Origin of the sequence: Pedobacter miscanthi, assembly GCF_032678605.1 — a bacterium.
GTDB lineage: Bacteria > Bacteroidota > Bacteroidia > Sphingobacteriales > Sphingobacteriaceae > Pedobacter > Pedobacter miscanthi_A.
In genome coordinates this window covers 151,728-164,833 of record NZ_JAVTSU010000010.1, presented here as the reverse complement: position 1 = coordinate 164,833, position 13,106 = coordinate 151,728, and the positions used below count along the sequence as shown (strand labels likewise).

Below are 13,106 nucleotides of genomic sequence, written 5' to 3'. Positions count from 1 at the left end.
TTTATGGAATACAGAAAAATTGGAAACTCAGATTTAGCCCTTTCGGTAATCACTTTTGGCGCCTGGGCGGCAGGTGGCTGGATGTGGGGGAGTACCGATAGAAATGATGCGATAAATGCAATTAAAGCAGGTTACGATTTAGGGGTTACTTCAATTGATACAGCACCTATTTACGGACAGGGAGACAGTGAAGAAATTGTTGGCGATGCGATAAAAGGCATTTCACGCGATAAATTACAGCTGGTAACCAAATTTGGAATGCGCTGGGATCTGGCCAAAGGTGATTTCGGTTTTAAGAGCAAAAATAATGAGGGTGCAGCGATTGATATTTATAAATATGCCGGGAAAGAAAGTGTAATTTATGAGTGCGAACAATCGTTAAAACGTTTGGGAACCGATTATATCGATCTTTACCAGATCCACTGGCCTGATGTCACTACACCAATCAGCGAAACCTTTGAAGCGGTAAGCCGGTTAATTGAGCAGGGTAAAGTGCGTTATGCAGGTGTGTGTAATTACAATGTAGCACAGTTAAAAGAAGCTGATCAGAATGTAGAAATTATTTCTAACCAGATTCCATTCAGTATGGTAAACCGTGGTGTAGAAGAAGATATTGTTCCTTGTTGTATCGAAAAAAATAAATCTGTTTTGGCTTATAGTCCGATGGAAAGAGGTTTATTAACGGGTAAATTAAAACCCGGCCATCAATTTGAGGAAGGCGATCACCGTCAGGGGAATAAATTTTTCACTCCAGAAAGTATTGAAAAAACAAATGCATTTTTAGCGAGAATTAAACCGCTGGCCGACGAAAAAAATGCAACCTTATCTCAATTGGTTTTACGTTGGACGGTGGAGCGCCCGGGCATTACCATTGCTTTGGTTGGTGCAAGGAATGAGAAACAAGCCATACAAAATGCGGAATCCATAAACGTAAAATTAAACGCTGAAGAAATTCAGTTCATCAATACGGAATTGCAGCACGCAGGTTTTTAATCGTAATATTAACCACAGAGCACACGGAGTTTTTCACAGAGAAAAATCGGTGTACTCTGTGTATTTCTCTGTGCCCTTCGTTGTTAAAATATTAAAAAAATATGTCGAAATTATTTTCTCCTTTTACCATAAAGGACGTAACCTTAAAAAATAGAATTGTTATTTCACCTATGTGCCAGTATTCTGCTGTTGATGGTTTTGCTACCGATTGGCATTTGGTACATCTGGGTAGCCGTGCCGTTGGTGGTGCTGGTTTAATTATCCAGGAAGCTTCTGCAGTAACCGCTGATGGAAGAATTACCTACGCCGATCTGGGCATCTGGAAGGATGAGCACGTAGAAAAATTGAAACAGATTGTTTCTTTTATCCACGAAAATGGTGCCATTGCCGGGATTCAATTGGCGCATGCGGGCAGAAAAGCCAGCTGTGAGGTGCCATGGAATGGTGGAGAGCAGATTGCCGCCGGCGAAAATAGCTGGTTGCCTGTTGGTCCATCACCAATTCCTTTTAAACCCGGACAGGTTGAACCACATGAGTTAACCATATCAGAAATCCAGGATATAGTTTTCGCCTTTAGGGCAGCCGCAAAACGCGCTTTAGATGCAGGCTATAAGGTGGTAGAAATACATGCCGCACATGGTTATTTATTGCATGAGTTTTTCAGTCCGCTGAGTAATAAACGCAATGATGTTTACGGCGGAAGTTTCGAAAACCGGATCCGTTTGGTAATTGATGTTGTTGAAGCCGTACAATCAGTTTGGCCTGAAAACCTGCCTTTATTTGTACGGATCTCTGCAACGGACTGGACAGAAGGTGGCTGGAACGAAAATGACTCACTACAATTGGCCGCAGTGTTAAAAGATCGTGGTGTTGATTTAATTGATACTTCATCAGGTGGAAATGTTCCTGATGCCTTTATCCCTGCCGGACCAAACTACCAGGTTCCTTTTGCAGATAAAATCAGGAATGAAATTGGTATTTATACGGGCGCTGTTGGCGTAATTGTAGAAGCACATCAAGCCGAAGAAATTCTGGAGCAAGAAAAAGCAGATTTAATTTTTATTGCCCGCGAATCGCTGCGAGATGCTTATTTCCCTACACATGCCGCACAGGTATTGGGTGATGATAGCGAATGGCCAAATCAATATGTGAGGGCTAAAAGAGAGACTTTTAAGAAGTAACAGGAAGTAATAAATTGCCATAAATCGTCATTTCGACTAAAGCTTCCGATCTTTCATCGGTTGCGTAACGGAGAAATCTTTAAACATGGTTCAAAGATCTCTCCACTCCGCGTTGCTTCGGTCGAGATGACGACCTTTCTATTAGAACCCGTCAATGATAGCAAAATGACGATTAATCTTACATATACTTAACTAAAAAGCAGAGAGATCTCATCAATCAACTCCGCTTTTTTTTATAATTAAATTAATGGATTTTACTTAACCACCGTAAATGGAATATACAATCCGAAAGTGATGTTCCTGCCGGTATTGTAAACTCCTAAATTAGGATTTTCCTGATCAAAACGACCTGGTTTAAACCTGCTTAAAGCATCATAATATTTCTGGTTTAACAAATTACTAGCCGATACCGATAGTTTAACTGGTTGTTTTCCTAAGTTAAAGGTAGCACCAACGCCTGCATTTAGCAAAGTATAACCACTGGTTGGCGTTTCGAAAACATCATCAACACGGGTTTGTTTAAAGGCCGAGTTGATACCTACCGAAAGGTAAGCATCATTTGTACCTTTAAGTTTGGGCTCGAAACGTAATTCATTTCTCAAAGTTCCTGCCGGAATAAATGATAATGGTCTGTTTAACGTATTGTTCTGTGCGTGAACATAGCCAAAGGTATTTTCGAAATGGATAAATGGAACCGGGTGAATGGTTAAACTGGCTTCAGCACCATAAAGGTTGGCATTTACCTGTCCGTAACGGTAAACATCGTAAAGTGTACCATCAGCTATTCTTTGTTCGCCATTGGTTGATGCATAAATGTAATTGTGGATATAGTTGTTGTAAATGCTGGCACTTGCACTCACAATTTTTCCTTCGTATTCTAAAGCAGCATCTATCTGGTAACTGCGTTCAGGATTTAAGCCCGAATTACCAACCTCATATCTAAAAGTACCTTCGTGTACACCATTTGAGCCCAACTCAGCCGGGTTAGGTGCACGGAAAGCAGAACCTGCATTAGCTTTAAAGTTCAACTCATCATTAAATTGATGTGTAAAACCTAAAGCACCGCTCACATTAGAAAACTTGTTTTGAAAAGGTGCAAATCTTTCTACATCTTCTTCAAAAAGTTGTTTTCCATTGTTTTTTCTGAAATCGTAACGGGCACCAATGCTAAAAGTACTGTTTTCCCAGTTTTTCTTTGCATAAGCAAAAACGCCTAAACCGAAAGTATCGTAAGCAGGAATTAAAAATTCTGTGCCTTTATTTTGGCTGTGCGCATCATCTACACTTACGCCAAAAACGGGCTGCCATCCATTGGTTTCGTGGATATAGTATTTTAAATCGGCATTATAAGTTTTAAGATCGAAAAACAAAGCCGGGGTAGGTTCGTCCAACTCGCGACGTTGATTTTGCTGATAGCCAAAATCTGCTTTTAAATTGCCATTACCGATAATGAAGTTATTGTTCAATGCAATTTTAAAGTGACGAATATCCTGACGCGGAAACTCCAAAGTACGGTTTTTGTAATCGCTATTGCTGAAAGCACTACCATCATCTTTTACAAAATTTCCATTATCATCTAAGTTAGGTTCGTAAAAACCAATGTTATTATGAAAGTTAGAAATGTTTAAGTGCGTATAACCCCAGCTTTTGTTTAAACCTACCATACCGCTTAAATCGGTTTCGTTAAAGCCCGAATTAGGGAAATAACCGGTTGGTGTTTTAAAAGAATAAGCATTTTTATAGGTTCCGCGGGCTCTCCAAACAAATCCGTTTTCGTTGCCGTTTAACATCAAAGAGTTTGCGGTAAGGCCGTTGTTGGTAGAGTAATTGGTAATAAATTCGCCTTTAATTTGTCCTTCAGGTGCCGAGCTTGGCTCTAATAAATTAATTACACCACCTAATGCATCAGAACCATACATTAATGATGCTGCACCACGTAAAACCTCGATGCGATCTGATTTAAACTGATCGATTTCGATCCCGTGCTCGTCGCCCCATTGTTGGCCTTGTTGTTTAATCCCGTCATCTAAAGTTACAATCCTGTTATAACCTAAACCCCTGATCACCGGCTTAGATATTGATGGTCCGGTAGTGATCTGCGATACACCCGGAATTTTGGTCAATGCATCAATTAAATTGGTTGAGGGCTGTAAAAGCTGGTCTTTGCCCACCACTGCTGATGAGGCGCTGTTCCTTTTGCTGGTACTGCTAATCAAACTTCCGGTGATTACAATTTCTTTTGTTTCGATTGCTGTGGGCTGTAAAGCAAACTCTAATCCCGGGGCATTGGCAAAATTTACTACCTGTGTAGCGGTTTTATAGCCTACGTAATGTACCTCTACCAAATAACTTCCTTTTGAAGGAAGATTGTTTAAAGTAAATTCTCCATCATTGTTGGTTACGGCCGAAACCTTTAAATCAGGAATAAAAATGGTTGCACCCGGCAATGTTTGTTTTGTGCTGGCATCAATAACCTTACCTTTTATATCTTTTAAAACGGCAGCAAAAGCTGTGCTGCTCAATAATGTATATAGAATTACCAAGCCGATAAGCTGTAATTTTTTCATGTGTTGCGTATAAATAAAAATGATCAGAAAGCCCAATAAATAGCCTCTTTGAAGCTGATTTTGGATTTCATGTAATAAAACTGTTTAGCGCAGTTGCGCCCGAAAAGAAAAAATTAAGCCAGGGGGGGACCGCGTAAGCAGGTGCGCTTTATTTCGGTAAAGGCATTCTTTAAGGTAGGTTCAGTACGGTTAAAAATTTTAGCAGATAAAAAGATCCTGTAAATATGATGCGTTTGCACATAGTTTTTTTCAAAACTGGCATTACAGATCAAGCAGGTATCGCCGTGGGCCTGTACATGGCTTACATGTTTACAATGTGCTTCTTTCGGCACAACAGGAACAGCATTGTGATGGTGAAGCACACTCCACGGAGTTAAAGCAATAGCAAACACCATCAGCATAAATGCCGATAAATATTTCTGAATGTTCTGTCTATGCTTTTTCAACTTGCCAAAAGTAGTAATTCCTGAGCAATTATATATATTTGAAAAGTAACATTGCTTTTATAGTGTTATGATCTGCGATTTTATCAAAGGTTTAACATTTTTGATATCAGGTAAAGAAAATTAGGTAAACGCTAAATCAAAATTAACAACATGTCCATATTTGAATGGTTTTTTGAACGGAATAACCCGGGGCCAACAGGCAGCGTAGAAACGTATCACCATAAATTGTACTGGCCACGCATCTGGATTATTATCGCCGGGACGGCTGCTTTGATTGCATTCCTTTTTTTTATTTATTGTATCCCTTTAAACCGGTTAGAAGCTTTTGAAGGTCTAAATGCATGTTTAGGTATACTTTTTAGCATCGCATATTTGGTAGCATCATATTACATTTATGTTAAGCCAGATTATAATAATATGGGCTTTCTGGGTTTTATTGACAATCCTTTTAAATATACCGACGATGTTAACCGTTTTATGCTGTTTTTCCAGATTATATTGCTTCCCGGCAAAATTATTTCCATACCAATTGTAAACATGTTTTCGTTATTGTTTACACCAAGAAGATTGAACAACTAATGAAATTTATCAGGAAAAATATATTCAATGCTTTATTCATTATTATTCTTTTAGTAATTGTTTTTATGCCCGATGCAAAAGCTTTTTTTATTAAAGGATTAATGGAGGTCGGGTTTTATAAACCAAATGTTGAAAAACCAAAAGAAAGTATCGCCGGTCTTAACGGCATCCAGTTTAAAGATGTCAAAGGCAACCTGATTGATTTGGGCGATTTAAAGGGAAAAGTGATCTTTCTTAATTTTTGGGCAACCTGGTGCCCACCGTGCAGGGCCGAAATGCCTTCAATTAATAAACTTTATACACAGTTTAAAGACGATAAAGACATTGTTTTTATTTTTGCCGATGCTGATGGGAACTTTGTAAAATCAACCAAATTTATGGCCGACCGCAAATATGCTATGCCCGTTTATAAAGTAGAAAGTGATATTCCTGAAAAAGTATTTGCCGGTGCTTTGCCCACAACTGTGATTTTTGATAAACAGGGGAGGCTTTCTTTCAGGCACGAAGGTGTAGCAAATTATGCCGATAAAAAGATTGTCGATTTCATCAATAAATTAAAAAGTAGCAATTAATGCATACTTCGGCCAATCGTCACCCTGAATTCATTTCAGAGGCTAAATGGACGGGAAAATGCTGATTCTGATATTCCAGGCTGCCTGACCATTGCCACAGTATCAAATTTGATGTTAAAATGATATTAGTATTTTGAATATATGTAGTTAACTACATATATTTGTTATGTAATAATTTAGCAATGCAAAACGAATTTAAAATTGAACGGTTAGATAATCAAAATTGTGAAGCGATTATCGGGTTAATTCTACCCATCCAGCAAATAGAATTTAATGTAGATATCGATCTGGCGGCACAACCCGATTTGCTGGATATTGAAACAAATTACGACGGAACAGGCGGAGCTTTTTGGGGAGCAAAATTAAATGGCGAACTTATTGGTACCATTGCCCTCATTGCCCAGTCCGAACACCATTCAGGAGCAATCAGAAAGATGTTTGTTAAAAAAGAATTCCGGGGAAAAGAGCTGGGCGTAGCGCAGGCTTTATTTAAAACCCTTTTAGACTATTGCAGGGATAATAACCTAAATGGAGTATATTTGGGTACCAAGGATATATTACAGGCAGCCTGCCGCTTTTACGAACGTAACGGCTTTAAACAGGTGGCAATGGAAAATTTGCCAGTATATTTTCCGCGTATGGCTGTGGATAATGTATTTTATGGCCTGGATTTAAAATCTGTTTAATGGAACAAAATGTAATTGATGCTTCTGGTTTACTGGCCATTTCAACACGTTTGCAAAGGCTCAGCGACCAGATCCGTAAGGATGGCCTGTTGATTTATAAAGCATTCGGGATCGATTTTCAGCCCAAATGGTTCCCGGTGCTGTACACTTTACATAAAAAATCGACGATGAGCGTGGTTTCTCTTTCTGATGAAATTGGATATGCCCACCCTTCTACCATCAGTTTGTTAAAGGAGCTGGAAAAAGAAAAACTCATCCGTTCTAAAAAGGATCAGGTAGATACCAGAAAACGATTGGTTGAGCTGACAGAGCAGGGCAAAACGCTGCTATCAACCATGGAGCCAGTTTGGGAAGTGATTATTAAAGCTACTGCAGAAATTACAAATACCGAAAATAACCTGATGAAAGCCATCAATGAAGTAGAAGCCACCCTGCAGGAGAAAAGCTTTTTGCAAAGGGCCGAGGTTTATATTAAGGAATGAGTGACTGGATTTTGAATGACTGATTAGGCGAGTAAATTTTGGCCAAGGTTAACCAATGATTTTACTATTTTTGCCCCTATGATTTCATTTTTCGAGGCTTCACTTAAGCAACTTTCTATCCACCATACCGGTAATAAACTGGTTGAAGAGTATTATAAATTATCTGATGCCCCTTTAAAAATCGAGGATGAACAGTTAGGTAATCTGCTAATGCAGTATTTTTTGAAACCTTTCGAAAAAGTAAATGAAGTATACCGCTTTCATCACCCCAACGATAATTTACAGCTAAACGAGGTATTCCACTTTGCGCATGAAATTTTTGAGAACAATGCACTTTTTCATGAAGATTCGCAGCAACTGGCCAAGTATTTATATGATGTGGCTAACCACCCCAAAATTAAATCGGGTGAATTATATGTTGCCTATTTCGAAAAGGTGCAGATAGAGGGCGAGCAGCTAGATGTGATCGGGATTTTTAAATCTGAAACAAAAGATACCTATTTAAAGGTGTATCCGGAGTTGGACGGTTTTAACATGAGTTACGAACAAGAAGCCATCAGCATTAACAAACTGGATAAGGGTTGTCTGATTTTTAACGTTGATCAGGAAGAAGGTTATAAAGTGGTGGTGCTGGATCAGTCGAAAAGCAGCAACGATTCTGCCGTGTACTGGAAAGATGAATTTTTAAAGCTTAAAATCAGGAACGATAGCTATAACCAAACCAATAACGTTTTGGGGGTTTATAAAAACTTCGTCACGCAGAAACTGGATGATGATTACGAAATCAGCAAAGCCGATAAAATTGATCTTTTAAACCGCTCAATGAAATATTTCAAAGAGAAAGAAACCTTTGATATCGAAGAATTCGGGAATGAAGTAATTGGTAACGCCGAAGGCATAGAGTCGTTTAAAAACTATAAGAAAAATTACGAAGAGGAGTTCGAAAGCCCGATTGCCGACCATTTTGAAATCGCAGAATCTGCCGTTAAAAAACAGGCCCGTGCTTACAAAAGTGTGTTAAAGCTGGATAAAAACTTCCACATTTATATTCACGGCAATAAAGATATGATTGAGAAAGGTTATGACGATGATAAATCGATGAACTTTTATAAGGTATATTTTAGAGAAGAAGAGTAGGCTTAGTCTTGAATCGGTAGTCTTAAGTCGAGAGTCTCTTGGCTATCGCTTATTTTTGGACTAAGGACTCAAGACGTGGACTAAATCCGCTGCTGTGCCTTCAGTGCCAGATACTGGTTAATCACATTAATCGTTAATTTCTGCGGTGGTGTAAGAATAGCCAAAATACCATGTTTGTTCAGTTCCTTCACCATGAGTTTTTTCTCGTAAATAAATTTCTCCGCAATGGTTTTATGGTAAATGCCTTCTACATCTTTGGCAGGATCGATACTTAAGCCCTTTAGTTCGGTGTTTTCGAAAAATACAACCACCAATAAATGGTATTTCGCTATTCTTTTAAGGTAAGGTAGCTGACGTTGGAGTGCCGATAAACTTTCGAAGTTGGTAAAGAAAACTAAAAGTCCCCGTTGTTTTACTACCGAACGTATTGTAGAATATAAAACTTCGAGATTACTTTCCAGGTACCTGGTTTTTTCTTTATAAAGCACATTCATAATGCTGCCCAACTGTGATGCTTTACGATCTGCAGGTACTATAGCGCCAATATTTTCGGATATGGTAATTAAGCCAGCCTTATCTTCTTTCAGCATGGCCACTTTAGAAAGGGCAACACTTGCATTAATCGCATAATCGAGTAGACTTAAGCCTTCAAAAGGCATGCGCATTACCCGCGATTTATCGATAATACAATAAATGTTCTGCGATTTTTCATCCGTATAGGTATTCACCATCAGGCCACCTTTTCTGGCAGTAGCTTTCCAGTTTATGGTACGGATATCATCGCCACCCACATAATTTTTAATCTGGTCGAATTCGCTGCTTTGTCCAACTTTTCTGATTTTTTTGATGCCAAATTCGGTTAAATAGCGCGAAACGGCCATTAATTCATATTGACCAAGATTAATAAATGAAGGATAAACGGGCAGAATTTTCGCTCCATCAAAATTATACCGACGACTGATTAAACTCAGTGGTGAACTAATATAAACCCTGATAAATCCGAAATCGTATTCGCCACGTTTCGTTGGCCGTAAATTATAGTGGATTGATTTTATTTCTGCAGGTTTTAAATGAAGTCTAAAGTCTTTATCGCGGATCTGAAACTGAAAAGGGATTTCATCAATTACTCTTGCGTTTACTCCAAAACCATAACGGTTTTTAATTTCAATCTGGATGGGGTTTTCATCACCGTTGCTTAAACGTTTCGAAGTAAAACGATTGGCTTCGATTCCTTTGTTATTCCGGTATAAAATAAAAAGATCAATAAAAAATAAAAGGAATACTACTCCGGTTGCAATTTCGGGGATATCACCCAGCCAGGCAAAAAAGAACTTCAGCAAAAAAAGCACAATACAAAACCCTAAGGCCGTAAATAAACGATCGGTTAGGAATAGATTGGTATAATATTGCTGAAAGAATTTTTTCAAAGCGGGTTAATTGTAGAGATTGTTTAATTGGTTAATTGTTGAAACTGGTTAACTGCATACGGCAATTGCTAAACTGATCCTAGATTTGAACATGTGATTTGATCATGGGTAATTGTTTAATTCGGTTAACTGTGAACTGAAAATTGGCAACCGCAAACCGAACTATCTAGGTACTTCAATTTTTTTAATAATCTGGGTTACAATATCGCTTGTGGTTAATCCTTCCATTTCTTTTTCCGGCGATAATAATATCCTATGGGCCAGTACAGGTACCGCAACAGCAATAATATCTTCAGGGGTAACAAAATCACGGTCCTGGATAGCAGCGAAAGCTTTTGCACTGTGTACAATTGCTAAAGAAGCCCTTGGCGAAGCACCTAAATACAGTGATGAATTGTTGCGGGTTTCGTTAACGATTTTGGCAATAAATTCCAATAATTTTGGCTCCACAAATAAATTGCGGATAATTGCCCTTGCCTCTTGTATCTGTTGTACGGATAATACCGGTTTTACCTCGTTTAATAATGTTTTATTAACTAAAGTATGTTGTGCCGTTAAAATGGCCGTTTCTTCTTCCAGTGAAGGGTATTTAACCTCAATTTTAAACAAAAACCTATCTAGCTGTGCTTCGGGTAAACGATAGGTTCCCTCCTGCTCAATGGGGTTTTGAGTGGCCAGCACCATAAAAGGCTCATCCATAATATAGGTGTGTCCATCAATGGTTACCTGGCGTTCTTCCATCACCTCAAACAAAGCCGACTGGGTTTTGGCTGGTGCACGGTTAATCTCATCAACCAAAATAATATTGCCAAAAACCGGACCTTTCCTAAATTCAAAATCTCCTGTTTTAGTATTGAAGATTGGTGTTCCCAACACGTCTGATGGCATTAAGTCGGGCGTAAACTGTACCCTCGAAAATTGTGCATCAATTGATTTGGCTAGCAACTTGGCACTTAACGTTTTCGCTACGCCCGGAACGCCTTCAATTAATATATGTCCATCAGCAAGCAGGCCGACGATTAAAAAATCTATCACCTGTTTTTGGCCTACTATGATGTTTCCAAGTACCGTTCTGATCTGATTTACGGCCGCATTTAATGCAGTTAAATCGGTACGTGGGTTAAACTGTTCTTGTTCCATTGCTTTGCGTAATTTTATAAAACTGTTCTATACTTTCGTTTAAATTGATCAATTGTGTATCGCTCAGATCGCCCATTTTTTGGGTTTCGATAAAATACCTGGTTAATGTTTTGGCCAGTGTTTCGTTAATGCCAGTTTTTTCTGTTAATAACTGAGCAAAGTTGCTGTCTATTTCGTTTGTTTTAAGGTAATACCTGCTCCGCAGATACTCCATAAAATAATTGATTTTTTTTAAGGCTATATCGAGGTTGTTCCGCTCGTGATAATATACGCTGCCCACCACATTAACAAAAGCTAAGGATGAGTTGGTAAGCGGATCGGCAATAGGAATAATTCTTTGCCTGCGTTTAATATCGTAGAGTACAAAAATAATCAGGCTAAAAATGCTTAGGTAGTAGGCGAATTTCAGTTCAGGATGTTTAAAAAATACCCGGAGCATATCGGTTGTGGTGTTTTCCTGTCCGGCAAAATATTCGTCAAAAATAATCCGGTTATTTCCCTGCAGGTAGCTTAAGGTTTTTGCAGCGTATTCAGCCCCATATTTATCCAACAGGTTAAAATTGGTGTAGAAACCAGGCTCTGCAACCAAATAGAGGTTTCCTTTGCCATAACGGTAGCGGATAAAATTGGGTTTCCCGTTCCCGTTTACACCAAGAACGGTAGCTTTGCTCGTATCGATTTTATTATAATACTGACTGCCGATCCCTCTTTCGAAACCATAATTAGCCTCCGTTTTTAAGTTGGGGTTGGTAAAGTTTAAGGTGCTACCTTCTGCCGATATAGCACTAACTGCCTGCAGTTTAAGGCTTTTTTCTATCTTGCCAAGATCATAACTGGCAATAAAGGCATCATTGCCCGCATACATGTATTTCACCAGCTGATCGAAATCTGTTTTGCTGATGGCTGCCTTTTGTGCAACAATTAAATATGCTGTTTTATTAAATTTTTTAGCCTTTAAGGTGTTATAAATGGCCGTTTTAGATTGTTGGACAGTTGCTTTGGGTAAAATGTCTTTTATCCGATGGTATAAGATATACGTTCCATAAGGGATTTTATCTTTTACGGCATAAGTTGGTGCCCAGTTTGTGGGCTTGGGTTTATTGTACTGTGCAACTAAATAAAATAGGATCAGGATAGAACCAATGCTCAGATAGATTTTGTAACCTTTCATTTAATCTGGCTGTTAAACTGGTTAAACGATAGGTTAATCGGCTCAAATTTTATTTCATCAACAGGGAAATCACCATACCAGATGTAATCGAACTGCAGGGTAAGCTTGCTGAAATCATTTCTGAGCTCAGGTTTGTCGATTTCCATTAAATAATTGTAATTGGTTTTATCGGGCTGCCAGTTGATGATTTCGGCATCGTTTAATTTCTTTAATGCCCTTAAATATAAAAGCCTGACGGCCAAACGAAATTTCTTTTCGGCAACTAATCTTTGTAGCTCCTGCTCGTAATCAATTTCATGGATATTTTCGGTAATTACATCGTAAGGAAGAATGGTTTCTTTTGATTTTTTCCTGAATATATTTTCCGTTCCAATGGTTTTAATTACAATATATAAGATAATGGCCACGCCGAGACCAATAAAAATGTACCTCGAAATTAAATTAGAAGCTGCTCCCTGAATCAACGAACCGATTAAACCCCAAAACCACATCCAGAATTTATCCCACCATGATAACTGTTGCTGGCCAATTTCATCATATTGAAATTCTTTTTGTTCTTTATAATTACTTATCGAATCTTTATCAAATTTTGCCGGCGTAATTTTGGTACTATCAATCTTAACCACCTGCGTATTGGGCTTAGGTTTAACAGCCTGTGCATTGCTGATTACCGGAATAAAAAACAAAAGTGAAACCAGAACATATCGGATAAAAAAAAGCTGCAT

General features: G+C 38.5%; 13 protein-coding genes. 7 read left to right on the top strand and 6 right to left on the bottom strand.

All coding sequences use genetic code 11. The features are described from left to right. Nucleotides 1-3 precede the first annotated feature (3 nt). Together R2R28_RS16210 and R2R28_RS16205 are read left to right on the top strand one after the other, a co-directional pair. On the top strand, nt 4-993 hold the full coding sequence (locus R2R28_RS16210; RefSeq protein WP_316826730.1) for an aldo/keto reductase: 990 nt from the start codon (nt 4-6) through the stop codon (nt 991-993). A gap of 101 nt (nt 994-1,094) precedes the next feature. Further along, nucleotides 1,095-2,174: an NADH:flavin oxidoreductase/NADH oxidase gene (locus R2R28_RS16205; protein WP_316826729.1), complete on the top strand. Its 1,080-nt coding sequence runs from the start codon at nt 1,095-1,097 to the stop codon at nt 2,172-2,174. Nucleotides 2,175-2,428: 254 nt separating this feature from the next. On the opposite strand, the gene R2R28_RS16200 is transcribed toward R2R28_RS16205, so the two are convergent. Further along, on the bottom strand, nt 2,429-4,741 hold the full coding sequence (locus R2R28_RS16200; RefSeq protein ID WP_316826728.1) for a TonB-dependent receptor: 2,313 nt from the start codon (nt 4,739-4,741) through the stop codon (nt 2,429-2,431). Nucleotides 4,742-4,854: 113 nt separating this feature from the next. Then, nucleotides 4,855-5,187 carry a hypothetical protein gene (locus tag R2R28_RS16195; RefSeq protein WP_316826727.1) on the bottom strand — a complete coding sequence of 111 codons (333 nt, stop codon included), beginning with the start codon at nt 5,185-5,187 and terminating at the stop codon, nt 4,855-4,857. 150 nt (nt 5,188-5,337) lie between these two features. Between R2R28_RS16195 and R2R28_RS16190 the strand changes: the two genes are divergently transcribed. The 5 genes from R2R28_RS16190 to R2R28_RS16170 all read left to right on the top strand — a co-directional run bounded on the left by R2R28_RS16190 (nt 5,338) and on the right by R2R28_RS16170 (nt 8,643). Continuing rightward, nucleotides 5,338-5,766, top strand: coding sequence for a hypothetical protein (locus R2R28_RS16190; protein ID WP_316826726.1), 429 nt, complete (start codon nt 5,338-5,340; stop codon nt 5,764-5,766). Beyond that, nucleotides 5,766-6,338: a TlpA disulfide reductase family protein gene (locus tag R2R28_RS16185; protein ID WP_316826725.1), complete on the top strand. Its 573-nt coding sequence runs from the start codon at nt 5,766-5,768 to the stop codon at nt 6,336-6,338. Before R2R28_RS16190 ends, R2R28_RS16185 begins: the two co-directional genes overlap by 1 nt. Before the next feature lie 182 nt (nt 6,339-6,520). Next, nucleotides 6,521-7,024 carry a GNAT family N-acetyltransferase gene (locus R2R28_RS16180; protein ID WP_316826724.1) on the top strand — a complete coding sequence of 168 codons (504 nt, stop codon included), beginning with the start codon at nt 6,521-6,523 and terminating at the stop codon, nt 7,022-7,024. Beyond that, nucleotides 7,024-7,506: a MarR family winged helix-turn-helix transcriptional regulator gene (locus R2R28_RS16175; RefSeq protein WP_316826723.1), complete on the top strand. Its 483-nt coding sequence runs from the start codon at nt 7,024-7,026 to the stop codon at nt 7,504-7,506. The genes R2R28_RS16180 and R2R28_RS16175 overlap by 1 nt, the downstream gene beginning before the upstream one ends. A gap of 78 nt (nt 7,507-7,584) precedes the next feature. Continuing rightward, entirely contained in the window at nt 7,585-8,643 is a 1,059-nt protein-coding gene (locus tag R2R28_RS16170; RefSeq protein ID WP_316826722.1) for a nucleoid-associated protein, read from the top strand. An 80-nt stretch (nt 8,644-8,723) separates the two neighbouring features. On the opposite strand, the gene R2R28_RS16165 is transcribed toward R2R28_RS16170, so the two are convergent. The 4 genes from R2R28_RS16165 to R2R28_RS16150 form a co-directional block, all read right to left on the bottom strand. Next, nucleotides 8,724-10,070: a DUF58 domain-containing protein gene (locus R2R28_RS16165; protein ID WP_316826721.1), complete on the bottom strand. Its 1,347-nt coding sequence runs from the start codon at nt 10,068-10,070 to the stop codon at nt 8,724-8,726. 162 nt (nt 10,071-10,232) lie between these two features. Beyond that, a complete protein-coding gene (locus R2R28_RS16160; protein WP_316826720.1) occupies nt 10,233-11,210 on the bottom strand; it encodes a MoxR family ATPase in 978 nt (325 codons plus the stop codon). Then, nucleotides 11,191-12,381 (bottom strand): DUF4350 domain-containing protein, encoded by a 1,191-nt coding sequence (locus R2R28_RS16155; RefSeq protein ID WP_316826719.1) that lies wholly within the window; start codon nt 12,379-12,381, stop codon nt 11,191-11,193. Before R2R28_RS16155 ends, R2R28_RS16160 begins: the two co-directional genes overlap by 20 nt. Then, nucleotides 12,378-13,106: a DUF4129 domain-containing protein gene (locus R2R28_RS16150; protein WP_316826718.1), complete on the bottom strand. Its 729-nt coding sequence runs from the start codon at nt 13,104-13,106 to the stop codon at nt 12,378-12,380. The genes R2R28_RS16155 and R2R28_RS16150 overlap by 4 nt, the downstream gene beginning before the upstream one ends.

Bases quoted from the DNA above. Each gene is read 5' to 3' on its own strand.
- R2R28_RS16210 (WP_316826730.1), top strand. From the start codon at position 4: ATGGAATACAGAAAAATTGGAAACTCAGATTTAGCCCTTTCGGTAATC.
- R2R28_RS16205 (WP_316826729.1), top strand. From the start codon at position 1,095: ATGTCGAAATTATTTTCTCCTTTTACCATAAAGGACGTAACCTTAAAA.
- R2R28_RS16200 (WP_316826728.1), bottom strand. From the start codon at position 4,741: ATGAAAAAATTACAGCTTATCGGCTTGGTAATTCTATATACATTATTG.
- R2R28_RS16190 (WP_316826726.1), top strand. From the start codon at position 5,338: ATGTCCATATTTGAATGGTTTTTTGAACGGAATAACCCGGGGCCAACA.
- R2R28_RS16185 (WP_316826725.1), top strand. From the start codon at position 5,766: ATGAAATTTATCAGGAAAAATATATTCAATGCTTTATTCATTATTATT.
- R2R28_RS16180 (WP_316826724.1), top strand. From the start codon at position 6,521: ATGCAAAACGAATTTAAAATTGAACGGTTAGATAATCAAAATTGTGAA.
- R2R28_RS16175 (WP_316826723.1), top strand. From the start codon at position 7,024: ATGGAACAAAATGTAATTGATGCTTCTGGTTTACTGGCCATTTCAACA.
- R2R28_RS16170 (WP_316826722.1), top strand. From the start codon at position 7,585: ATGATTTCATTTTTCGAGGCTTCACTTAAGCAACTTTCTATCCACCAT.
- R2R28_RS16160 (WP_316826720.1), bottom strand. From the start codon at position 11,210: ATGGAACAAGAACAGTTTAACCCACGTACCGATTTAACTGCATTAAAT.
- R2R28_RS16155 (WP_316826719.1), bottom strand. From the start codon at position 12,381: ATGAAAGGTTACAAAATCTATCTGAGCATTGGTTCTATCCTGATCCTA.
- R2R28_RS16150 (WP_316826718.1), bottom strand. From the start codon at position 13,106: ATGCAGCTTTTTTTTATCCGATATGTTCTGGTTTCACTTTTGTTTTTT.